The 22,819-nt window shown below is 66.1% G+C and carries 24 protein-coding genes; 8 read left to right on the forward strand and 16 right to left on the reverse strand.

Annotated features, from left to right (window positions below):
* The first annotated feature begins 96 nt into the window (after positions 1-96).
* Together G6N44_RS12025 and G6N44_RS12030 are read left to right on the forward strand one after the other, a co-directional pair.
* A complete protein-coding gene (locus tag G6N44_RS12025; protein ID WP_163664228.1) occupies positions 97-612 on the forward strand; it encodes an RNA polymerase sigma factor in 516 nt (171 codons plus the stop codon).
* Positions 609-1,889: a VOC family protein gene (locus G6N44_RS12030; RefSeq protein ID WP_179964516.1), complete on the forward strand. Its 1,281-nt coding sequence runs from the start codon at positions 609-611 to the stop codon at positions 1,887-1,889. The genes G6N44_RS12025 and G6N44_RS12030 overlap by 4 nt, the downstream gene beginning before the upstream one ends.
* A gap of 62 nt (positions 1,890-1,951) precedes the next feature.
* On the opposite strand, the gene G6N44_RS12035 is transcribed toward G6N44_RS12030, so the two are convergent.
* Positions 1,952-3,139 (reverse strand): FAD-dependent oxidoreductase, encoded by a 1,188-nt coding sequence (locus G6N44_RS12035; protein WP_163664230.1) that lies wholly within the window; start codon positions 3,137-3,139, stop codon positions 1,952-1,954.
* Between the two features lie 69 nt (positions 3,140-3,208).
* Entirely contained in the window at positions 3,209-3,655 is a 447-nt protein-coding gene (locus G6N44_RS12040) for an Rv2324 family transcriptional regulator (RefSeq protein WP_163664232.1), read from the reverse strand.
* A 113-nt stretch (positions 3,656-3,768) separates the two neighbouring features.
* Here G6N44_RS12040 and ddaH point away from each other — a divergent pair, with 113 nt between their 5' ends.
* Genes ddaH through G6N44_RS12060 form a run of 4 tightly spaced genes read left to right on the forward strand, consistent with a single transcriptional unit; the run spans position 3,769 to position 8,359 of the window.
* The gene (gene ddaH, locus G6N44_RS12045) at positions 3,769-4,698 is read left to right on the forward strand and encodes a dimethylargininase (protein ID WP_276039415.1); all 930 of its coding nucleotides are present in this window, start codon (positions 3,769-3,771) and stop codon (positions 4,696-4,698) included.
* Positions 4,695-5,945: an ornithine--oxo-acid transaminase gene (rocD, locus tag G6N44_RS12050; RefSeq protein WP_163664234.1), complete on the forward strand. Its 1,251-nt coding sequence runs from the start codon at positions 4,695-4,697 to the stop codon at positions 5,943-5,945. Before ddaH ends, rocD begins: the two co-directional genes overlap by 4 nt.
* Before the next feature lie 27 nt (positions 5,946-5,972).
* Positions 5,973-7,481, forward strand: coding sequence for an amino acid permease (locus G6N44_RS12055; RefSeq protein WP_163664236.1), 1,509 nt, complete (start codon positions 5,973-5,975; stop codon positions 7,479-7,481).
* Positions 7,478-8,359: a universal stress protein gene (locus G6N44_RS12060; protein WP_163664238.1), complete on the forward strand. Its 882-nt coding sequence runs from the start codon at positions 7,478-7,480 to the stop codon at positions 8,357-8,359. The genes G6N44_RS12055 and G6N44_RS12060 overlap by 4 nt, the downstream gene beginning before the upstream one ends.
* 13 nt (positions 8,360-8,372) lie before the next feature.
* Here G6N44_RS12060 and G6N44_RS12065 read toward each other — a convergent pair whose 3' ends face one another.
* The 10 genes from G6N44_RS12065 to G6N44_RS12110 all read right to left on the reverse strand — a co-directional run bounded on the left by G6N44_RS12065 (position 8,373) and on the right by G6N44_RS12110 (position 17,593).
* A complete protein-coding gene (locus G6N44_RS12065) occupies positions 8,373-9,224 on the reverse strand; it encodes a mycofactocin-coupled SDR family oxidoreductase (protein WP_163664240.1) in 852 nt (283 codons plus the stop codon).
* An 81-nt stretch (positions 9,225-9,305) separates the two neighbouring features.
* Positions 9,306-10,145, reverse strand: a complete 840-nt coding sequence (locus G6N44_RS12070) for an SHOCT domain-containing protein (RefSeq protein ID WP_163664242.1) — start codon at positions 10,143-10,145, stop codon at positions 9,306-9,308.
* Between the two features lie 56 nt (positions 10,146-10,201).
* Positions 10,202-11,047 (reverse strand): cutinase family protein, encoded by an 846-nt coding sequence (locus tag G6N44_RS12075; protein WP_163664244.1) that lies wholly within the window; start codon positions 11,045-11,047, stop codon positions 10,202-10,204.
* 178 nt (positions 11,048-11,225) lie between these two features.
* Positions 11,226-12,416, reverse strand: a complete 1,191-nt coding sequence (gene tuf / locus G6N44_RS12080; RefSeq protein ID WP_163664246.1) for an elongation factor Tu — start codon at positions 12,414-12,416, stop codon at positions 11,226-11,228.
* Between the two features lie 77 nt (positions 12,417-12,493).
* A complete protein-coding gene (gene fusA, locus G6N44_RS12085; RefSeq protein WP_163664248.1) occupies positions 12,494-14,596 on the reverse strand; it encodes an elongation factor G in 2,103 nt (700 codons plus the stop codon).
* Between the two features lie 86 nt (positions 14,597-14,682).
* A complete protein-coding gene (gene rpsG, locus G6N44_RS12090; RefSeq protein ID WP_155916076.1) occupies positions 14,683-15,153 on the reverse strand; it encodes a 30S ribosomal protein S7 in 471 nt (156 codons plus the stop codon).
* On the reverse strand, positions 15,153-15,527 hold the full coding sequence (gene rpsL, locus G6N44_RS12095) for a 30S ribosomal protein S12 (protein WP_003881867.1): 375 nt from the start codon (positions 15,525-15,527) through the stop codon (positions 15,153-15,155). Before rpsL ends, rpsG begins: the two co-directional genes overlap by 1 nt.
* Before the next feature lie 265 nt (positions 15,528-15,792).
* Positions 15,793-16,413, reverse strand: coding sequence for a TetR/AcrR family transcriptional regulator (locus G6N44_RS12100; RefSeq protein WP_163664250.1), 621 nt, complete (start codon positions 16,411-16,413; stop codon positions 15,793-15,795).
* A gap of 80 nt (positions 16,414-16,493) precedes the next feature.
* Positions 16,494-16,964 carry a DUF3558 domain-containing protein gene (locus tag G6N44_RS12105; protein ID WP_235683078.1) on the reverse strand — a complete coding sequence of 157 codons (471 nt, stop codon included), beginning with the start codon at positions 16,962-16,964 and terminating at the stop codon, positions 16,494-16,496.
* Between the two features lie 59 nt (positions 16,965-17,023).
* The gene (locus G6N44_RS12110) at positions 17,024-17,593 is read right to left on the reverse strand and encodes a DUF3558 domain-containing protein (protein WP_163664252.1); all 570 of its coding nucleotides are present in this window, start codon (positions 17,591-17,593) and stop codon (positions 17,024-17,026) included.
* 131 nt (positions 17,594-17,724) lie between these two features.
* Here G6N44_RS12110 and G6N44_RS12115 point away from each other — a divergent pair, with 131 nt between their 5' ends.
* On the forward strand, positions 17,725-18,102 hold the full coding sequence (locus tag G6N44_RS12115; protein WP_163664254.1) for a DUF3060 domain-containing protein: 378 nt from the start codon (positions 17,725-17,727) through the stop codon (positions 18,100-18,102).
* Positions 18,103-18,134: 32 nt separating this feature from the next.
* Positions 18,135-18,551, forward strand: coding sequence for a DUF3060 domain-containing protein (locus G6N44_RS12120; protein ID WP_179964517.1), 417 nt, complete (start codon positions 18,135-18,137; stop codon positions 18,549-18,551).
* 207 nt (positions 18,552-18,758) lie between these two features.
* Here the strand turns inward: G6N44_RS12120 and G6N44_RS12125 are convergent, their stop codons facing one another.
* From G6N44_RS12125 to G6N44_RS12140, 4 genes are read right to left on the reverse strand one after another with little or no spacing between them, the layout of a single operon-like run.
* The gene (locus G6N44_RS12125) at positions 18,759-19,526 is read right to left on the reverse strand and encodes a crotonase/enoyl-CoA hydratase family protein (RefSeq protein WP_163664256.1); all 768 of its coding nucleotides are present in this window, start codon (positions 19,524-19,526) and stop codon (positions 18,759-18,761) included.
* Complete coding sequence (locus tag G6N44_RS12130; RefSeq protein ID WP_163664258.1) at positions 19,523-20,254, reverse strand: PaaX family transcriptional regulator C-terminal domain-containing protein; 732 nt, start codon at positions 20,252-20,254, stop codon at positions 19,523-19,525. Before G6N44_RS12130 ends, G6N44_RS12125 begins: the two co-directional genes overlap by 4 nt.
* Position 20,255: 1 nt before the next feature.
* On the reverse strand, positions 20,256-21,170 hold the full coding sequence (locus tag G6N44_RS12135; protein ID WP_163664260.1) for a crotonase/enoyl-CoA hydratase family protein: 915 nt from the start codon (positions 21,168-21,170) through the stop codon (positions 20,256-20,258).
* Positions 21,167-22,792 carry an acyl-CoA dehydrogenase family protein gene (locus tag G6N44_RS12140; protein ID WP_163664262.1) on the reverse strand — a complete coding sequence of 542 codons (1,626 nt, stop codon included), beginning with the start codon at positions 22,790-22,792 and terminating at the stop codon, positions 21,167-21,169. Before G6N44_RS12140 ends, G6N44_RS12135 begins: the two co-directional genes overlap by 4 nt.
* Positions 22,793-22,819: the final 27 nt, after the last annotated feature.

The raw sequence follows: 22,819 nt of genomic DNA on the forward strand, positions 1-22,819 counted from the left end.
ATGACGTAACCCGGCTGACCGGCGCCAATGATTTTCCCGGGAAAAAACTTCACCCAAGGCCGTCGGAGTTCGGTGCCCGACGGCGACGATAAGAGTGTGAGCGCCGAAACAGACGCTCCGCGGGCGCTGCTGAGGTGCTACGACGAGGCCCTGCCGGCGGTGTACGGCTACTTCGTACGCCGCTGCGGTGATCGCGGAACCGCCGAGGATCTGACGTCAGAGACGTTCCTGGCCGCCATGGACGCGGCCCGCAGACCGTCGCCGCCGCCGATCTCGGTGGCGTGGTTGATCGGAGTGGCCCGGCACAAACTTGCCGACCACTACCGTCGTCGCCACGACCGGTTCACCGTGCCGGTGGCCGAACTGCCCGAACCGGTCGACCCCGCCGACAACTGGGATGCCGAGCTGGATCGCATTGTCGCCGAAGCGGTTCTGGCCCGGTTACCCGAGCAGCACCGCACCGTGCTGGTTCTCCGCTACCTCGATGACTGCTCGGTTCCCGAGTGCGCCGAGTTGATCGGCCGCACAGTGCACGCCACCGAGGCCCTGTTGGTCCGGGCCCGCCGCGCCTTCAGAGCGCAGTACCCGACACCGGAGGGAGGGACATCGTGATCAACAGCCACGATCCGTTGACCGTGCTGAGCGGCGACGACCACCCGGTCTCCCCCGACCCGGTGTTCGCGGCCCGGCTGCGCGCGCGGCTGGAATCGGCCCTCAACCTTCCCGAACACACCGAAGGAGTCGACATGAGTGGAACTGAAACTGCCATCGCCGAACTGAATAAGCCGACCGCTGCGCCGGCAACCCCACGATCCGCCGTCGTGGCTTACCTGACCGTTCCCGATGCCCGGGCCGCGATCGCCTGGTACATCGATGTGCTGGGCGCAGTTCAGGTCGGTGAGCCGATCGTCATGGACGACGGTCGCATCGGCCATGCCGAGCTCGCACTGGCCGGCGGCATTTTCTACCTGGCCGACGAGTATCCCGAGATCGGCTTGAAAGCACCCGCACCACAGGCGAATTCGGTGAGCTTGATGCTGGATGTGCCCGACACCGATGCCACCCTGGAGCGGGCTCGCACCTTGGGTGCCCAGGTGCAGCGGGAACCGTACGAGAACTACGGCGCCCGCAATGCGGTGATCATCGACCCGTCCGGCCACCGCTGGATGCTGTCCGGGCCAGTCACCGGAGCAGTGGTACCCATCCAGCACGGCGACGTCGGATACGTCTCGATCTGGGCCCCCGACGCCGACCGGTCCGCTGCCTTCTACGGCCAGGTCCTGGGCTGGATCTACGACCCCGCCACCGGCCAGGTCACCAACACCCGACAGCCCATCGGCATCTTCAGCGTCGCGGGCCCCGGCAATCTGTTCTGCTGCTACGCGGTGACCGATCTGGACGAGACCCGCCGGGCGATCCTGGCCGGCGGTGGCCAACCCGGCCAGACCCAGGAATTCGACTTCGGCACCGTGCTGGATGCCACCGATCCGGCCGGCACCCCGTTCGCGGTGTTCCTGCCCGCGCCGGGCACGCCGCGACCGGATCTGAACGGCGCAGGGCCAGGCGAACTTTCGTACCTCACCTACCAGGTACCTGACTCGGAAGGGTTCAAGGCGTTCTACGGCCGGCTGTTCTTCTGGACCTTCGAACCCGGTCGGGTCACCGACGGGTGGGGTGTGCAGGGCAGTCAGCCGATGTCGGGGATGGCCGGTGGCGCCGCACGGGCCGTGGCCGTGCCGATGTGGACGGTGGCCGATATCGAGGCTGCGGTCACCCGCGTCGTCGAGGCCGGCGGCACGGTGTTGCAGCAGCCGTCACGACAGGACTACGGACTGATGGCCGAATGCACCGACGACCAGGGTGGCCGGTTCTACCTCGGCCAGTTCTAGCGCGATCTGGGTGCGTTCAGCGGCTCTCACCGCCGCCAAACGCACCCAAATCGCAGGGAAAGTCAGCCGAGGACGTCGGAGATCGGAACGCCGGCGGCGATCTTGCCGCGGGCCTTCATCACCTTGCCGGGCATGCCGCCGCCGACCACACCGACCACGACACCGTTGCGCTCGTAGAAGGCCAGGAACTTGCGGCCGTCGTCCTCGACGACGTGCACCACGTCGTCGGCCTCGGGCTCACCCAGGCACTGGATCTTGACGTCGTACTGATCGCTCCAGAAGTACGGCACCGACACCACGGGCGCGGACTCCTGGCCCAGCATCGCCGGCACCATGGCCCGCGCCTGGTCGGCGACGTTGCTCCAATGCTCAACGCGCACTTGACCACCCACGTGATCGCGCCACGATGCGACGTCGCCGATGGCCCAGACACCCGCGGAGCTGGCGCGGCCGACCTCGTCGCACACCACGCCGTTGTCGAGCGCGATACCGCTGCCCTCAAGCCACTCGACCGCCGGCTGCGAACCGATGCCGACCACCACCAGATCGGCGTCGAGTTCGGTGCCGTCGCCCAGGACGACCTGCTCGACCTTGTCAGCGCCACGCACCTCGCTCACGCCGATACCGCAGCGCACGTCGACTCCCTCGGCCTGATGCAGGCGGGTCACCAGCGCACCGATCTGCTCGCCCAGTACCGAGGCCAGCGGTGTCGGCTGCGGCTCCACGAGCGTCACCTCGACACCCAGCTTGCGCAGGCTCGCGGCCACCTCGCAACCGATGAAGCCGGCACCGACCACCACCGCACGCTGAGCCCTCTCGGCATGCTCGCGCAGGGCCATGCTCTCGGCGTAGGACCGCAGCACGTGGATTCCGGCGAGATCGCCGAAGGCCCGGATGCGCCTTGGCACCAATCCGGTGGCGATGATGAGCTCGTCGTAGGCGACGTCGCTGCCGTCGGCCAGCTTCAGCGTTTTGGCGGCCGTATCCACCGACTGCGCGGCCGAGCCGAGCTGCAGCGTGATGTCGTTCTCGGCGTAGAACTCGGCTGGCTTCAGGGTGACGTCGTCAGTCTCGGCGCGCAGCACTTCCTTGGACAGCGGGGGCCGATCGTAGGGCAGGTGGTCCTCGTCGCTGACGATCGTGATGGGCCCGGTGTACTCCGATCGGCGGAGCTGTTCGGCCGTCCGGGCCGCGGCCAAGCCGCCGCCGACGATGACAATGCCCGCAGCTGATCCCGTTGATGTAGTCACGTGGGGTTTTTACACGATGGCGGTTGAGTGTTGTAGGGCACCCTATGTTTGCGCAGGCCACCGGCTCACTCAGGACCGGCCCCGCTCTATGACGTTCGTGAGCACCACGATGCTTTCGCTGCGCTCGATACTCGCCGTTGAGCGGATGCGTTCCAGGGCCTCCTCGAGGTGGCGCATGTCGCGCGCCAGGACGTGCAGGATGGCGTCGGCGGTGCCGGTGACCGTTGCCGCACTGACCACTTCGGGAATGTCGATCCAGGCCGCGCGCAACTGATCCGGGGCGATGGTGCCCTGGCAGTACACCTGCACGTACGCCTCGGTGCGCCAGCCGAGGACATTGCGGTCGATCACCGTGGTGAAGCCCCGGATCACCCCGTCGGCGACCATGCGGTCCACCCGACGCTTGACCGCGGGCGCCGACAGGCTCACGCGCTGCCCGATCTCGGCGAACGTCGCCCTGGCGTGCTCGGTGAGTACGGCCAGGATCCGCTCGTCGGTGTCGTCCAGACGTTCCACATCGACCTCCACACAACAAACCGCCGCCATACGGCAGTTCATGCAATATATCCCTGCTCTAGACGCAACAGGGAGTGATTGATTGCGTCACGAATGCTTCCTATCGTCGAAACATGACGATTTTCGATGAAGTCATGCCTGACGCTGCGCCCGCACCCGGGACCGCTGTGTCCCCCGCGCGGACCGCTGTGTCCCCCGCGCGTACCGCTGTGTCCCCCGCGCGGACCGCTGTGTCCCCCGCGCGTACCGCGACCAACCGCCACTACGCCATGACCGCCCCGGAGTTCTTCACCGTCGAATACGCCATCAACCCGTGGATGGACACCACCGCCCCGGTGGACACCGCACTCGCACTGTCGCAGTGGGACGCGCTGCGCCGGGTCTACGCCGACCTCGGCCACACCGTCGACCTGGTGACCCCACGCACCGGTCTGCCCGACATGGTCTACGCCGCCAACGGCGGCTTCCTCCTCGGGGACACCGCCGTGGTCGCCCGCTTCGCTTATCCGCAGCGCGCCAGTGAGGCCGACGCCTACGCGGAGTGGATGACCGCCGCCGGCTACCGCACGGTGTTCACCGATCACATCAACGAGGGCCAGGGCGACCTGCTGCTCGTCGGGTCGAACCTGCTGGCCGGATACGGTTTTCGCACCGATCGGCGCGCCCACGGCGAGATCGCGGCCGCCACCGGGCTGGACGTGACCAGCCTGGAACTCGTCGACCCGCGCTTCTATCACCTCGATACCGCGCTGGCGGTGCTCGACGACTCGACCATCGCCTACTATGCCCCGGCCTTCAGTGACGACGCCCGCCGGCGTATCGGCGAATTGTTCGGCGACGCCATCGAAGTCGGCTCTGCGGACGCCTACGTGCTGGGCCTCAACGTGGTGTCCGACGGCAGGCACGTCGTGATGCCCGCCGCTGCCACGGGATTCGCCGACCAGCTGCGCCGGGCCGGCTTCGAGCCGATCGGCGTCGACCTGTCCGAACTTCTCAAAGGCGGCGGATCCGTCAAATGCTGCACCCTGGAGCGGTATCCATGACCATGGTGGACAGCGTGGACAACCCGGCCATCCCGGACCCCGCGATCGCTGCCGCGATCGCGCTCGACCAGCGCTGTGTCGCCCACAACTACTCACCGCTGCCGGTGGTCGCGGAGAGCGCCGAAGGAGCCTGGATCACCGATGTGACCGGCCGGCGCTACCTCGATTGTCTGGCGGCCTATTCGGCGGTCAACTTCGGCCACCGCAATCCCGAGATCATCGCCACCGCCCACGTCCAGCTGGACCGGCTGACACTGGTGAGCCGCGCCTTCCACTCCGACCGCCTCGGTCCGTTCGCGCAGGCACTGGCCGAACTGTGCGGCAAAGACATGGTGCTGCCGATGAACAGCGGCGCCGAGGCGGTGGAGAGCGGCATCAAGGTGGCCCGAAAATGGGCCACGGATGTCAAGGGCGTGCCCGCCGGAGAATCGAATATCGTGGTGGCACACAACAACTTCCACGGTCGCACCACCACCATCATCAGCTTCTCCGACGACGAGTCCGCGCGCCGCGGCTTCGGCCCCTACACGCCCGGATTCCGCTCGGTGCCGTTCGGAGACCATCGGGCGCTCGCCGAGGCGATCGACGCGAACACCGCCGCCGTGTTGATCGAGCCGATCCAGGGCGAAGCCGGGATCATCGTTCCGCCCGCCGACTACCTGCCACGGGTCCGCGACATCTGTACCCGCAACAACGTGCTGCTGATCGCCGACGAGATCCAGTCCGGCCTGGCCCGCACCGGGCGCACCTTCGCCTGTGAGCACTGGGCCGTGATTCCCGACGTGTATCTGCTCGGCAAGGCCCTGGGCGGCGGCGTGGTGCCACTGTCCGCGGTGGTGGCCGACCGCGAGATCCTGGGAGTACTGCACCCCGGTGAGCACGGCTCCACCTTCGGTGGCAACCCACTGGCCACGGCCATCGGCACGACGGTCGTCGGCATGCTGCGCCGGGGCGAGTTCCAGCTCCGTTCAACCCAACTCGGTGAGCACCTGCACAACCGGCTCACCGGGTTGATCGGGCACGGAGTGACGGCCGTGCGCGGTATGGGCCTGTGGGCGGGAGTGGACATCGACCCGGATCTGGGCACCGGCAAACAGCTCAGCCTGGCGTTGGCCGAACGTGGTGTGCTGGTCAAGGACACCCACGGCTCGACCCTGCGGTTCGCGCCGCCCCTGGTGGTGACCGCCGACGAGCTCGACTGGGCTGTTGACCAATTCGCTGACACCCTGAACGAGGCGCGCCGATAATCGGTTGATCGGCAGCAAGGAGGCACCATGTCCGCCCCAGCCAACAACCTGACCAGCCAGATGTTGCGACGACGACCGGTTTTCGGGGCGCCCGTCGCGCACGGTGCGTCCGATCACCTCAAACGAAGTATCGGCACGTTCCAGCTGACCCTGTTCGGTGTCGGCGCCACGGTCGGCACCGGTATCTTCATCGTGCTCCAACAGGCGGTCCCCAAAGCCGGCCCCGCAGTATTGGTGTCGTTCCTGGTGGCCGGCATCGCCGCCGGCCTGTCGGCGATCTGTTATGCCGAAATGGCCTCGGCCGTGCCGGTTTCGGGGTCGACGTACTCCTACGCCTACACCACCATGGGCGAGTTCATCGCGATGGGCGTCGCGGCCTGCCTGCTCCTCGAATACGGTGTCTCGATGTCGGCCACCGCGGTCGGTTGGAGCGGCTATCTCAATCAACTGCTGGACAACCTCTTCGGCTGGCGATTGCCGCACGCCCTGTCCGCGGCCCCGTGGGGAGACAACCCCGGTGTCATCAACCTGCCCGCGTCAGTCCTGATCGTCATGTGCGCGCTCCTGTTGATCCGCGGCGCAAGCGAGTCCGCCGCGGTCAACACCGTCATGGTGCTCCTGAAACTGTGTGTGCTCGGCATGTTCGTGGCCATCGCGCTCACCGCGTTCACCACCGACCACTTCGCCGGGTTCTGGGATAAGGGGTTCACCGGCATCACCGCCGCGGCCGGCACCATCTTCTTCACCTTCATCGGTCTGGACGCGGTGTCCACCGCCGGCGATGAGGTGAAGGATCCGCAGAAGACCATGCCCCGGGCGATTCTCGGCGCGCTGATCGTCGTCACCAGCATCTACATCCTGGTCGCGTTCGCAGGCCTGGGCACCCAATCCGCCGACGAGTTCGGTTCCGACGAGCAGTCCGAGGCCGGATTGTCGGTGATGCTCACCAACATCCTGCACGGCCAGACCTGGGCCAGCACCGTGCTGGCCGTGGGCGCGGTGATTTCGATCTTCTCGGTGACCCTGGTGGTGATGTACGGCCAGACCCGCATCCTGTTCGCAATGGGACGCGACGGCCTGCTGCCGCCGATGTTCGCAAAGGTCAACCCGCGCACCATGACTCCGGTGAACAACACCATCGTCGTGGCAGCGGTGACCGGCACCCTGGCCGGGTTGGTACCGCTGGACTATCTGTGGGACCTGGTGTCGATCGGCACCCTGGTGGCATTCATCGTGGTGTCGATCGGGGTGATCATCCTGCGGGTACGGGAACCGGACCTGCCGCGCTCCTTCAAGGTTCCCGGATACCCGGTGACACCGGTCATTTCCGTGCTGGCCTGCCTTTTCGTGCTCTACGGCCTGCCCCACATCACCTGGCTGTGGTTCAGCATCTGGGTCACCCTCGTCCTGTCGTTCTATCTGCTGTGGAGCCGGCATCACAGCGCACTCAACGACGGTGGCGACGGGTATATCCCGGGCGCAGCGGCCGATGAAAACGACGTAATGACCACGCCCGGAACCGAGGAGAGCCGATGACCGTCGTCGTCGGGTATCTCGCGGGCAAGGGCGGAGCGTCGGCGCTGCACCTCGGGGTGGGTGCGGCCCGTACCCTGAACACGTCCCTGGCCGTGGCCACCGTCGTCCCGCGATCGTGGCTGAACCCGTCACCGGCCCGCGTCGACGCCGAATATGCCGAGTACGCAGCACAGTTGGCGGAATCCTCGGCCGAACAGGCACGCAAGTACGTGGCCGCGCTCGACGGTCGCCTTGAGGTCAGCTTCCACAAGTTCGCGCACCGGTCGGTGTCCGACGGGCTGATGGCAGCCGTCGGAGAGCTCGACGCCGAACTACTCGTGCTCGGGTCCGCATCGGAGGGCCAACTGGGCCAGGTGGTAGTGGGCTCGACCGCCGACCGGCTGCTGCACTCCTGCCCGGTTCCGCTGGCCCTCAGTCCGCGCGGCTACCGACGATCGAAATCGGCTGCGCTGGTGCGCATCACGTGCGCCTACCCCGGATCCCCCGAAGCGGTGGCGGTGGTCCAGCAGGTGGCCGACCTGAGCCGGCGTCTGGGCATCCCGATGCGGCTGGTCACGTTCGCAGTGCGGGGACGCAACATGTATCCGCCGACTGTCGGACTACACGCCGAGGATGCCATCCTGCAGGAGTGGGCGAAACAGGCCCGACAGGCGCTGCTGCGCCTGAAGGACGACAAGGTCATCGGTGACGAGGTGGAACTTCAGGTCGTCACCGGCAACAACTGGAGCGACGCGATCGATGCCATCGACTGGATCGACGGCGAAATCCTGGCAATCGGGACCTCGCCCGGTGGCACGGTCGCCCGGGTCTTCCTGGGCTCACACGGGTCAAAGATCCTGCGGCACAGCCCGGTTCCAGTGCTCGTTCTCCCGGGCTGACCGCGACGGATCGTCAGTACTTGAGCACACCACGGTCGACGGCGATCTGGCTGCCCGACAGAGTGGCCGAGTTGTCACCGGCCAGCCACGCCACCACATCGGCGACCTCGGCCGGCGTCATGAATGCCGACAAGCCCTCGGCGGCCTGGCCCGCCGGCTGATACGGCATCGGCGCGAAACTGTGCAGATAGCCCGGGTACTTCGCGAACACCTCGGCCATCGCCTGGGGCTCGATCATCGGGGTGTCCACCGAATACGGATGAATCGAGTTGACCCGAATACCGAACTCCCCCACCTCAAGTGCCAGAGCGTTGGTCAGGGCGACCAGACCGTGCTTGGACGCCGAGTAGTGGCCGTTGCCCGGCGTGGCCTTGAGGCCGGCCGAGGAGCTGACGACGATGATCGAGCCGCCGTTACCCGCCTCGATCATGGCGGGTACGGCAGCCCGGATGGTCCGCCAGGTGCCGTTGAGATTGACGTCGACAATGGTGTCGAACTGCTCGGGCGAAAGCTCGAACAGCCGGCCCCAGCTGAGCACCCCGGCGTTGGCCACCACGATGTCCAGTCGGCCGAACTGCTCGATGCCGTCGGCCACCACCTGCTGCTGGGCAGCCAGATCGCGGATGTCGACCTCGCGCGCAAGCACCTTGCGCCCCGCAGCCTCCACGGCGGCGACGGTCTCGGCCAGATCCTCCGGCGTCGCGGCCGGGTAGGTGATCGTGTCGTCGACCGGACGGCACACATCGATGGCGATGATGTCGGCGCCTTCGTTGGCCAACCGCACCGCATGCGCGCGCCCCTGACCACGTGCGGCGCCGGTGACGAATGCCACGCGGCCTTCCAGTGTTGCGTTACCTGCCGCCATCCCAGGATCCCTTCCGTGAGTCTGGCCACAGGCTAACAGCAGAAGTAGAACGTGTTCCTGGTCTGGTACCGGTCAATGGGATCAGAGCTCGGCGATGATCTGCTGTCGTTTCACCGTGTACTCGTCGTCGCTGATGGCACCGGTGGCGCGCAAGGTCTCCAGTTCCTGAAGGCGTTGGGCGGTCGAGGGCGCCGGCGGCGCAGGGAACGATGCCGACGACGGAACCGGCGCGGCTGCCGGCGGGGCCGACGCCGCGTGCTGGGCGGTCACGCGCCGCACCACGGCCTGGACCTGCTCACGCACCGCCGGATTGGCCCGCAGGTCGACCATGTTGTCGATGCCGATGCCGTTCGCCTTGAGGATCTGCAGGATCTCCATCAGCGGGCCGGCCTGACCAGTCAGGTCGTAGGTCTGGTTCTCCTCGGCGAGCGTGAACGTCGCCGGCATCAGCCCGCTGACCAGACTGCTTCTCTCCCAATCGATCCGGTACTCGTTGGTGGTCGGGTCGACCAGCACGGCCAGTCTTCGGTTGGTGATCATCGGCAGCCGCGACACTGACGCCAGCACCCGGTCCTGACTGGCGAACGGTGCAATGCCGGGTCCGGAGATCTGCAGATCCAACTTCACCAACGGCTGCTCGTTGATGCGGGTGCCGGTCTCGTGGATACCGGTGACCTGAGCCAGAGCCAGTACACCCACCTGTTCGAGCTTCTCGTTCTGCGCCGCCGACTTCGATCCCGCGGCCGTGATCCCGAGCGGGATCAAGACGTCGATGGCGGTGATCAACAGGCCCACCCAGAACATCCACTTCAGCAACGGATCGGCTCCGGAGACGAAGTAGATGACCAGGAAGATCGGGCCGACGATGCCACACATCAACACGAAGGCCTGAATGCGCACGTACCGCCAGAATGTGGACATCACAGGCTCCTGCCGTCGGTTGGGCGCCCTCAGATTAGCGCCCACGGGCACCCTGGTCAGGAGTGAACGACGCCACCCGTCGAGCCGTCCACCGGCACGGTCTGCTGCTGCATCGACGACGGGCCCAGCATCCGGTACAACGGCCAGGTCCACCGATAGCCACCGCCGCTCGAGCGGGCGTAGCTGGTGTGCACCGCCACCGCGGTGGCAGTCACCTCGTCGGCGTCCTCGTCGTAGTCACAGACCGCATCGCCGCGATCGCACACGCTGATCGTCCGACTGCCGATCGACGGCGACAGCGGCGCGGGAGCGTGGGCCAGGATCGGCCAGTCCTGCGCGACGCCCTTCCCTTTCCCGGTGCCGCTCACCATGCTGGCCGTACCCAGGTTGACGGTGGGATCGGCCGGCAGGCGGTCACCGTCGGCGACCAACAGAGCCGCCGTCAGATTCGGACTGTCCGCCAGTGCGGCCAGATTGCGGTGGACCACCATCGCGCCCTGCGAATAGCCGGCCAGCACCACCTCGCTGGAAGGGCACCGCTGGGTGAATCCGGCATATTGATTCGCCAACGCCGCCACCCCGGTGTCGACACTGCTCATGAAGCCACCCCAGCCCAGCACATCGCCGTCCGCGGGCACCGGCGCAGCCGGGTAGACCACCGCCTCGGCCGTCATCGTGCGACCGTCCTGCTGCACCCACACGGACAAATCACGTAGGGAGTTGTAGATCACCCGGCCCATGCCGGCATCAACCGTCGGATCGTCACGTTCACCCGAACCGGCTACGCCGATCCAGTGCACGTCAGGACATCCGGGGCTCGCTGCCGCCGGTCCCGTCAAGCCGATCAGTGCCGCACCGGCGACCACGCCGGCGCCCACCAGCGCAGCTATCGTTCGAAACATCGCCCGACCCCCATACCCTTTGTCTCTGTGGGGTCCATCGCCCCACCCGCCACCTGCGTTACACCACTGCGCCAATCAGAACGGAAGGCCGACCGCCCGGGTGACGCTCGGCAGCTTGCATACAAAAACCCCCGAGATCCGGAGATCTCGGGGGTTTTCGCAGTACCAGGTCAGATCATCACTTGACGATCTTGGTGACCCGGCCGGCGCCGACGGTACGGCCGCCCTCGCGAATCGCGAAACGCAGGCCCTCGTCCATGGCGACCGGCTGGATCAGCACGACGGAGATGTCGGTGTTGTCACCGGGCATCACCATCTCGGTGCCCTCGGGCAGGGTAACCACGCCGGTCACGTCCGTGGTACGGAAGTAGAACTGCGGACGGTAGTTGTTGAAGAACGGCGTGTGACGACCGCCCTCGTCCTTGGACAGGATGTAGACGCTGCCCTCGAACTCGGTGTGCGGGGTGGTGGTGCCGGGCTTGACCACAACCTGGCCACGCTCGACGTCCTCGCGCTTGATGCCGCGGACCAGCAGACCGACGTTGTCGCCGGCCTGGCCCTGGTCGAGCAGCTTGCGGAACATCTCCACACCGGTGACCGTGGTCTTGGTGACGGTCGGCCTGATGCCGACGATCTCGACCTCTTCGTTGACGTTGACCACGCCACGCTCGATACGGCCGGTCACCACGGTGCCACGACCGGTGATGGTGAAGACATCCTCGACGGGCATCAGGAACGGCTTGTCGGTTTCACGAACCGGATCCGGAATCGAATCGTCGACGGCCTGCATGAGGTCCTCGATCGACTTGACCCACTTCGGGTCACCTTCGAGAGCCTTCAGCGCCGAGATCGGGATGACCGGGGCTTCCTCGTCGAAGTCCTGGGCGGCCAGCAGTTCGCGGACCTCCATCTCGACCAGTTCCATGATTTCTTCGTCGTCAACCATGTCGGCCTTGTTCAGGGCGACGAGGATGTAAGGCACACCCACCTGGCGAGCAAGCAGAACGTGCTCGCGGGTCTGAGGCATCGGGCCATCAGTCGCGGCCACCACCAGGATCGCACCGTCCATCTGAGCCGCGCCGGTGATCATGTTCTTGATGTAGTCGGCGTGACCGGGAGCATCGACGTGAGCGTAGTGGCGCTTGTCCGTCTGGTACTCCACGTGGGAGATGTTGATCGTGATACCACGAGCCTTCTCTTCGGGAGCCTTGTCGATCTGATCGAAGGCAAAGCTCTCGTTGAGGTCCGGGTACTTGTCATGCAGGACCTTGGTGATCGCTGCAGTCGTGGTGGTCTTGCCGTGGTCGACGTGACCGATGGTGCCGATGTTCACGTGCGGCTTGGTCCGCTCGAACTTCGCCTTCGCCACTGTGGTGTCCTCCTGGACTTGTTGGTGCTTGAGTAAGCAGTTTCGATTTCTTCAGTTGTGGTCCCGACGGAGACGGACTACTGACCCGTCGCCTTCGCGATGATCTCCTTCGACACGTTCGCCGGAACCTCAGCGTACGAGTCAAACACCATGGAGTAGTTCGCCCGACCCTGGGTCTTCGACCGAAGGTCTCCGACATAGCCGAACATCTCCGACAGAGGCACGGCCGCCTTGACAACGCGTGCGCCGCTGCGCTCTTCCATGGCCTGGATCTGACCACGGCGGGAGTTCAGGTCGCCGATCACTTCACCCATGTAGTCCTCGGGCGTGATGACCTCGACGGCCATGATGGGCTCCAGGATGACCGGTTGGGCCGCCTGGGCGGCCTTCTTCAGCACCTGCGAACCCGCCACCTTGAACGCCATTTCCGAGGAGTCGACCTCGTGATAAGCGCCATCGAGCAGCGTCACCTTCAGGTTCACCAGCGGGTAGCCGGCCAACACGCCGTACTGCATGGCGTCCTGCGCACCGGCATCCACCGACGGGATGTACTCACGCGGAACGCGGCCACCGGTGACCTTGTTCTCGAACTCGTAGGTGGCACCGTCCTCGCCGCTGAACGGCTCGATGGAGATGAGCACCTTCGCGAACTGGCCCGATCCACCCGTCTGCTTCTTGTGGGTGAACTCGACCTTGTCGACCTTCTTGCGAATGGTCTCCTTGTAAGCCACCTGGGGCTTGCCGACATTGGCCTCGACCTTGAACTCGCGACGCATCCGGTCGACCAGGATGTCCAGGTGCAGCTCGCCCATACCGCCGATGACGGTCTGGCCGGTCTCCTGGTCCAGGTGCACCTTGAAGGTCGGATCCTCTTCGGCGAGCTTCTGGATCGCGGTGCCCAGCTTCTCCTGGTCACTCTTGGTCTTGGGCTCGATGGCCACCTGGATCACCGGATCCGGGAAGGTCATCGACTCCAGCACGATCTGCTGGCTCGCATCGCACAGGGTGTCGCCGGTGGTGGTGTCCTTCAGACCGATCACCGCGTAGATGTGACCGGCAGACGCCGACTCGACCGGGTTCTCCTTGTTGGCGTGCATCTGGAACAGCTTGCCCAGCCGCTCCTTCTTGCCCTTGGTCGCGTTCACAACCTGCGCACCGGACTCGACCTTGCCCGAGTACACCCGGACGTAGGTGAGCTTGCCGAAGAACGGGTGCACGGCGATCTTGAACGCCAGCGCCGCGAACGGCTCGTCGGTCGAAGGCTTGCGAACGACCTCTTCGTCCTCCTTGCCGGGGACGTGGCCCACGACGGACTCGACGTCCAGCGGGGACGGGAGGTAATCGATCACGGCGTCCAGCATGGGCTGCACACCCTTGTTCTTGAACGCGCTGCCGCACAGCACCGGGTACAGCTCGCTGTTCACGGTCAGCTTGCGGATGCCGCCCTTGATCTCATCGATCGTGAGTTCCTCGCCGCCGAGGTACTTCTCCAGAAGCGCCTCGTCGGTCTCGGCGACGGTATCCAGCAGTTCGCTGCGGTACTCGGCTGCCTTGTCGGCCAAGTCGGCGGGAATCTCGACGACCTCGTAGCTCTCACCGAGCTTCGTCTCGCCGCGCCACACCTTGGCGTTCATCTCGACCAGGTCGATGATGCCTTCGAAGTCGTTCTCGGCACCGATCGGCAGCTGGATCACCAGCGGCTTGGCTCCGAGGCGGTCCTTGATGGTCTGCACGGTGAAGTAGAAGTCCGCACCGAGCTTGTCCATCTTGTTGACGAAACAGATCCGCGGCACGTCGTACTTGTCGGCCTGACGCCACACCTGCTCGGACTGCGGCTCGACACCCTCTTTGCCGTCGAACACGGCAACGGCGCCGTCAAGGACACGGAGCGAGCGCTCCACCTCAACGGTGAAATCGACGTGCCCGGGGGTGTCGATGATGTTGATCTGGTTGTCGTTCCAGAAACAGGTGACAGCCGCGGAGGTAATGGTGATACCCCGCTCCTGCTCCTGCTCCATCCAGTCGGTCGTCGAAGCGCCGTCGTGCGTCTCGCCGATCTTATAATTGACGCCGGTGTAATAAAGGATCCGCTCGGTCGTCGTCGTCTTGCCGGCGTCGATGTGCGCCATGATGCCGATGTTGCGGACCTTGTTCAGGTCTGTCAGCACGTCCTGTGCCACGGAAGTCTTCCCAACTTTTCGCTTGCTTGATTAGGTGTTCGTTTGCGCGCCCACTGGCACCCGACGCTGGATGCCGAGCGCGGATATCACCAGCGGTAGTGAGCGAAAGCCCGGTTCGCTTCGGCCATCTTGTGAGTGTCCTCACGACGCTTCACTGCGGCGCCGAGACCGTTGCTCGCGTCCATGATCTCGTTGGCGAGGCGCTCGACCATGGTCTTCTCGCGACGGGCCTTGGAGAAGCTGACCAGCCAGCGCAGGGCCAGCGTGGTGGAGCGCTCGGGGCGCACCTCGACCGGCACCTGGTAGGTGGCGCCACCGACGCGGCGGCTGCGCACCTCGAGGGCGGGCTTGACGTTGTCGAGCGCACGCTTGAGGGTGACGACCGGATCGGTGCCGGTCTTGTCACGAGCCTGCTCAAGCGCGCCGTAGACGATGCGCTCGGCCAGCGACTTCTTGCCGTCCAGCAGAACCTTGTTGACCAACTGGGTGACCAGCTGCGACCCGTAGACCGGATCGTTGACCAACGGACGCTTCGGCGCGGGACCCTTGCGCGGCATCAGCTCTTCTCCTTCTTGGCGCCGTAGCGGCTACGGGCCTGCTTGCGGTTCTTGACACCCTGGGTGTCCAGCGACCCGCGGATGATCTTGTAACGGACACCCGGAAGGTCCTTCACACGCCCGCCACGCACGAGCACCATCGAGTGCTCCTGCAGGTTGTGACCCTCACCGGGGATGTAGGCGGTGACCTCAACCCCACTGGTCAGCTTCACGCGCGCGACCTTGCGAAGTGCCGAGTTCGGCTTCTTCGGGGTGGTGGTGTACACGCGGGTGCACACACCACGGCGCTGCGGGCTGCCCTTGAGGGCCGCGGTCTTGACCTTCGCGACCTTGTCGCGGCGACCCTTGCGGACCAGCTGGTTGATGGTTGGCATGTACCGGCTTTCTCTGTGTTGCTCTTTGCTGTTTAAGTCTCTGTACTGCAGTTATCCCCCCGGCCGCGTACCCCGCGTCCGGGCGTGTCGCACGTTCTTACATCGGCGGAATTCCGATGCGTGCATGCAAATTGGCCCGGCGTGCGGGCACGCTAGCGAAACACTCAGCCGCATGCGCCTTCCGGCCAGGCACGATCCACCACAATACCAGGGCTGGGCGCGCCGGACCAAACCCGCTCGCGGCGACCTATTCCCAGGTCAGACGCTACGACCCGAGTTGCCCCATACCAGAGGCCAACCGCCGCAGCATATCGGTGAACACCGCATCGGTGTCGATATCGTCCATCACGCCGGTCATTTCCAGCAGGACAAAGCCGTGCAGGGCAGACCAGAACTGCAGGGCGGCATAGAAGGCCTCCTCGCCCTCCAGTCCATACGAGGTCAGCACCTCGATGACCGGCCCCGCCGCAGCCCTGGTCGCCGCCGAGTACTCGGGATCGCCGCCGAACGGCATCCGGGTGAACGCCGAGTAGCGACCGGGATGGTGGTGGGCGTAGCTGCGGTAGGCGCTGGCCATCAAAGCCACCGCGTCGTCGCGCGTGCGGCCGGAACCGACGGTGTTGAGCATCTCGATGATGTCGTCGATCACGCGCATCCGGACGGTGCGACGCAGGTCGTCAAGGCTGTGTACATGGTTATAGAGCGACGGACCCTTGGTGCCGAGCTGGTTGGCCAGTGCATTGATGGTCAACGCGTCCCAGCCCTCACGGTCCAGGAACGTCAGCGCCGCATTCACAATGGCGTCACGGCTGAGCTTGGTGGTCCGCGCCGGCCGGGACTGGGAACGTCGGGTGCCAGCCGCCTGTGGCTCCGGCCGAGCTGACATGTAGGTACTGCCTTCGAGTCGATGTGATTGACGCCGCCGTTGGGGTCGCGGTGAAACTGTAGCCCCTCCGACACCGCAGATCAGTTGACCCGGCCCTGACTCAGCCGGGCAAGTTTCTCGACGACCTGACACAGATCGGGCAGCGTGGCCGGATTCATGCTCTGGATAGACCAGGTGATGACGTCTCGCCCCTTGGCCACGTAGATGCTGCATACATTCGCGTCGGCCGCCCGAAAGCCCTTGTTCCCGTCGATCGACAGTTCGGTGAGGGTGCGCCCGGCCCGGGTCTCCAGTGTCCGTTCGGTGTCCATATCACTGCCCCGGTACCACCACGTAGAGATGCCCATGCCGGCACCGAAGGTGCCCAGTACCGAGTTTTCCTGCCAGAAGCATCCGGCGTCGCTGACCACGGCCTTGGTGAACATCGACGACCCGACCGCTTCGGCGATGTCCGCATCGGTGATGCCGTTGCAGTCCGCGCCGTGAAAACCGCCGCCAGGGACCGCAGGCTCGGGGGTCGACGGTGTATCCGCCGCCCCGCACGCGGTCATCGATGCCGCCAGGGCCGCACCGGCCAGGCACATCACAGCGAGCGAGCGGTACGCCACGGTCAGAGTTCCGACTGCAAAGTGGCCGCGAGCAGCTTCTTGGCATCCTGGCATGGATCGCCCTTGCCGGCATTGGCCGCGCCGCGGAACTGGACCCACCAACTGATCACACCCGACCCGGCCGCCGCAGTTGCCGAACAAGCCGCGCCGGTCACATCCCGTCGGGCCACAAACGCCTGGTGCCGCTCGATCACGACGTCGGTGATCTCGGCGGACCGGCGCTGGGCCAACTCCCGCTCCCGCTCCAGTGACCCTGTCTCGAACCAGGAGAAGATCACGTCGAGCATCGGCAGGGAGCCCACGTTCGGTGCCGCACCCACCTTGCGTGACAACACGTACTGGCAGACCGCACCGCTGTACGGACGAACCACGTTGTCGGCGGTCAGGATCGCCTGGATCGTGCTGTCGACGAGTAGTCCGCACCGGTCGTCGACGTAGCCGAAACTGCGATCGGGATCGGCGGTATCGGTCGATGCGCGCTCGGCAGTTCCGTCGATGGTGTGCGAGCACCCCGCGACGGTCACCACGGCTGTGACTGCCACGGCAGCAGCCTGAACGACACACCGACGCATTGCTGAATACGGTACCGAGCAGGCACTCAGCTCGCGACCTGTCGACAACCGCCCGCCAAACTGGTCAACACTTGCCGTCACCGCACGGTGGCCACGTACTCTTCTCGCAGCGGATCGGAAGGGGACTCACCGTGAATTCGAAACTTGTGGGCCGGACAGTGGCTGCTGGACTGCTCGCATTGCCGCTCGCGCTCACCGCCGGTACACCCGGCGCGGCAGCCGAGAACGGTGACACCACCATCAACGGGCAGAGCACCGAACAAACCGTGGACTGCAACAACGCCACGCTGTTCGTCACCGGATCCAACAACCGGGTCACCGCGTTGGGCACCTGCTGGGCGATCACGGTGCAGGGGACGTCCAACGTGATCGTCGCCGACAACGTCATCAACGACATCACCGTGTACGGCTGGGACCAGACGGTTTTCTTCAAGAACGGCGACCCGATTATCGTCGACCGCGGCCGCGAACTGGCGATGGTCAACCAGATCGGCCGCGTCGCCTCCTGACGCTGCCTGACCAAGAAAGCAGAGACAGACCCGTGCGCACCCGTTTTCCCCACACCCAACTGATCCTTGCCGTCGGTGCCACCGCGGCCGCACTCACCCTCGCCGCCTGCGGATCCGAAAGCTCGGATACCAACTCCCCCAGCGCCACCGCGGGAGACTCCGGGGTCAACGTCGAGGTCGGCAACACCATCAACTACATGTCGGTCGGCAACACGACTGACATCGACTGCGCCGACGGTAAATCCCTCACGGTGGGCGGGACCAACAACACGCTGACCGTCAAGGGAACCTGCGCCAACGTGAACATCGGTGGATCCGACAACAAGATCACCTTCGAGCGGATCGACAAGGGGCTCTCCATTGTCGGGCTCAACAACACGGTCAGCTATGCAGCGGGCGACCCCAAGGTCACCAACACCGGCAGCAACAACAAAGTCAGCAAGGGATAGCTACCGGACTTCACCGACGCCTGAAAGAGCCCGCCCGTTCACTGAACGGGCGGGCTCTTTCGTGTGGCAACGGCGACTGCCGACCTGCCGGCATGGGCGGGAATCGCCAGCCTGGCCGACTGTCTGGCATTTGAACAGCGGCGGCGCCAAGCAACGTGCCGGCGGTGGTCACCGCGGGTAGCCTCGGGCCCGCGCAACCGCGCGCGGTCAGCTCGCGCTGGCGCCGTGCCGGCCGGCTCCCCCGGCAAACCGGCCTGCGCCCTCGGCCGCCTCTGCCGCGACCCGCTCGATGCTGACGAACTCGAATTCCATTGCCGCCTGCTCGGATTCGCCCCACTGGTGCAATACCGAAAGGCGGTCGGCCCGCAGACACTGCTGAGGGAGACGGGCGAGTTCGGCGGCCAGTTCCTCGGCCGCCGGACGCGCCCGGCCCGTCGGCACCACCCGGTTGGCCAGGCCGATGGCCTGGGCTTCGGCGGCATCGACGGCGCGCCCGGTCAGGATCAGGTCCATGGCGCGGCTCTGCCCGATCAGCCGGGGCAACCGGACGGTGCCGCCGTCGACCAGGGGCACTCCCCACCGACGGCAGAACACGCCCATCACGGCGTCCTCCTCGACCACCCGCAGGTCACACCACAGGGCCAGCTCCAAACCACCGGCCACGGCGTGGCCGCTGATCGCGGCGATCACGGGCTTGGACAACACCATTCGGCTCGGCCCCATCGGCCCGGGTCCGGTCGGGTCCAGCCGGTTCATCTCGGGCGTACCGAACGCCTTGAGGTCGGCACCCGCACAGAAGGTTCCGCCGGCTCCGGTCAGCACCGCGACCGCAGCGTCCTCATCGGCGTCGAACTGCTCGAACGCGGCGAACAGGGCAGCGGCGGTCGGCCCGTCGACCGCATTACGGGCGTGCGGGCGGTCGATGATGACCGTGGTGACCGCCCCGTTGCGTTCGACCCGGACAGCTTCGGTCACGTCGCCTCCATCAGTTCGTTCTGGTCGCGCCGGTCAACGAGTTCGGCCGCGAAGTCGTTGTATGCCTTACGCAAATCAGCACCCGGCCAATCGCCCGGCAGTAGCTCGTCGGGCAGCACCGGGTCCGAGAGTAGGTGCCGCACGATGCCTGCGGCCGCGACGAACCGCCCCGGAACGTCGGCCGCAGCGGACATCTCGCCCAACAACTGCTCGCCGGTGTGCCGCCAGCCGGGAAGGTCCCACAGCGCGACGGCCAGGCCGGCCGGATCGTCGTCGCGGGTATGCAGGACCCGCACCCGGTCGGTGATCTCCTGGGGCAATGCCTGGTCGAGATTGTCCGGGCGCATCCACACACCCTCGCGCAGTTCGCCGAACCGGTACTGCTGCAGGGTATTCCGCAGAGACGCACGGGTGCGGGCATCGGTACCGACGCTGGTGATGACCAGCGTCAGCCATTGACCGTCGTAGGCACGCAAACGCGGGTCGACAGCATTGTCCTGGCGGCGCTGACGGGTCAGCAGCCGGTCCGACAGCCGATAGCCGTCCTCCGAGCGAACCAGGTCACCGGCACTGACCATCCGAGTCAGCGCCACTCGCAGCGTCGGTTCCTTGATGTCGAAATCGGCAGTCAGCCTGATCAGCTCGGCAGCGCTCGCCCAGGCCGGATGCGCGCCGAGCAGCACGCTCAACACCACCGAGCGAGCCGCCATCCGTTTCAGCGCGGCCATCTCAGACCCCGGAAGACCTGCGCCCGTAGTCACCCATCGGCTCGTCGCGATGGCGCACCGCCTCGCGGAAGCCGTGCTCAACCGCGTCGGCGACGAATGCATGCCCTTCGGGAGTGTGCCGCGCAATGCCATCGAACACCGTGCTGACCATCCGACTGGTCGCCACCCCCTGCTGTTGCAACACGGAATTGCACGCCAGCTTGGCCATGATGAGCTGGTTGACCGGCATCGCCGCCATGCGAGCGACCAGACGTTCGGTGCGCTCATCTAGATCCTGAGGCTCGGGCGCCTCGACGGCCAGACCCCATTCGGCGGCCTGCGCGCCGGTGAGGCAATCCCCGGTGAACAGAAGGCGTTTGGCGCGTTGATCCCCCAGTCGGTGCGCCCACAGGCCGGCCGCCGGAACGCCCCACACCCGCATCGGTGGGTAACCGATCTTGGCGTCGGAAGCGGTGATCACCTGGTCGGCATGCAGGGCAATGTCGGTACCGCCGGCCACACAGTAGCCGTGGATCTTGACCACGGTCGGCTTGTCGGCGTGCATCAGGCTGGAGAAGCCGCGCACGAACCGACTCATCATCTGGTAGTCGACCATCGGGTCCCACGGTTGATCCGGAAGATGGTTGACGGCCTGGGTTTGCCCGGACAACACCGTTCCGTCGTAGCGGCCTCCACCGGCCTCGCCTGTTCCGTCGGCGTAGGCGGACAGGTCGAATCCCGCGCAGAAGCCCTCGCCGCGTCCGGACACCAGGATCACGTGAACATTGGGATCGAGGTCCGCGCGCTCGACCAGGGCCTGCAGTTCCAGCGGGGTGTCGGCGACGATCGAGTTGCCTTTTTCGGGACGGTTGAAGGTGATTCGCGCTATCCGATCGGTGACCTCGTAGGTCATGGTCTTGAGCGTTTCGACACTCATCCCTTGACCAGCGCCCGCTCGAGGATCGGGGCGAGGTCCAGTCCGGTCGGCAGGGTGCCGAACGCCTGGCCCCACTGCCCGCCGAGCCGGCTGGCCAGGAATGCCTCGGCCACGGCCGGGTGGCCGTGGCGCACCAGCAGCGCGCCCTGCAGGGCCAGCGAGATGTCCTCGGCGACCTTGCGACCCCGGTAGGCGATGGTCTCCAGGTCGGCCAGATCGTTGTGCAGGGTGGTGACGTGGCGGTCCAGCCGCGGGTCCTGCCCGGCCGTCTTGGACAGTTCGTCGAAGAGCACCTCGACGCTCTCGGGCCGGGTTGCCATGGCGCGCAAGGTATCCAGCGCGCTGACATTGCCCGAGCCCTCCCAGATGCCCATCAGCGGGGCTTCCCGGTACAGACGCGGCATGCCGGATTCCTCGACATAGCCGTTACCGCCCAGGCATTCCATCGCCTCGGCAGCGTGCGGCGTGGCCCGCTTGCACACCCAGTACTTGCCTGCGGCCAGGCCGATGCGGCGCAACAACGACTCGCGTTCGTCGCCCCGCACCGCCTTGTCGGTGGCGCCGGCCATCCGCATCGCCAGCATGGTCGCCGCCTCGGCCTCCACGGCCAGGTCCGCCAGCACGTTACGCATCAACGGCTGATCGATCAGATAGGCGCCGAACGCCTTTCGGTGCTGGGCGTGGTGCACGGCGCGGCTCAGGCCGCTGCGCATGCTGGTGGCGCTGCCGAGCGTGCAGTCCAACCGGGTGAGGTTGACCATCTCGATGATGGTCGGGACGCCGCGCCCCTCCTCGCCGACCAGCCAGGCGGTGGCACCGTCGTACTCGACCTCACTGGAGGCGTTGGCGTGATTGCCGAGCTTGTCCTTGAGCCGCTGCAGGAACATCCGGTTACGGCTGCCGTCGGGCAGGATCCGCGGCAGGAAGAAACAGCTCAGGCCGCCCGGCGCCTGGGCGAGCACCAGGAAGATGTCGCCCATCGGTGCCGAGGTGAACCATTTGTGGCCACGCAGGGAGTAGGTGCCGTCACCGTTGGGGATGGCCTCGGTGGTACCGGCGCGAACATCGGAACCACCCTGCTTCTCGGTCATCGACATGCCCGCGGTGATACCGGCTTTCGTCGTCGCGAGCTTCAGCTCGGGGTCGTACACCCGGCTGGTCAGCAGCGGTTCGTAGATCGCGGCCAGTTCCGGATTGAACCGCAGCGCCGGCACGACGGCATAGGTCATCGAGATCGGGCAGACGTGTCCGGGTTCGACGGTCCACACCGACATCTTGGCGGCGCGTACCACATGCGAGCCCGCACGGTCATCGGCCCACGGGGCGCCGTGCAGACCATGGGTGACCGCGACGTTCATCAGTTCGTGGTAGGCCGGGTCGTATTCGACCTCGTCGATCCGGTTGCCGTACCGGTCGTGGGTGTGCAGCACCGGCTGGTTGCGGTCGGCCAACTCGCCCCAGCGCTGCGCCCGGGCGCTGCCGTTGATCGCGCCGAGTTCGTGGACCTCGTCGATCCCCCACTCACCGCCTTCGCGGATCAGCGCCTCGGCGAGCGCGGGCGAGGTGGCGGGGTTGTAGTCCTCCAGCGCAGTGACCTGATTGGTGACGACGTGCGTGGCCATGCACCCAGTGTTACAAATTTCCGACAA

Origin of the sequence: Mycolicibacterium alvei, assembly GCF_010727325.1 — a bacterium.
Taxonomy (GTDB): Bacteria; Actinomycetota; Actinomycetes; order Mycobacteriales; family Mycobacteriaceae; genus Mycobacterium; species Mycobacterium alvei.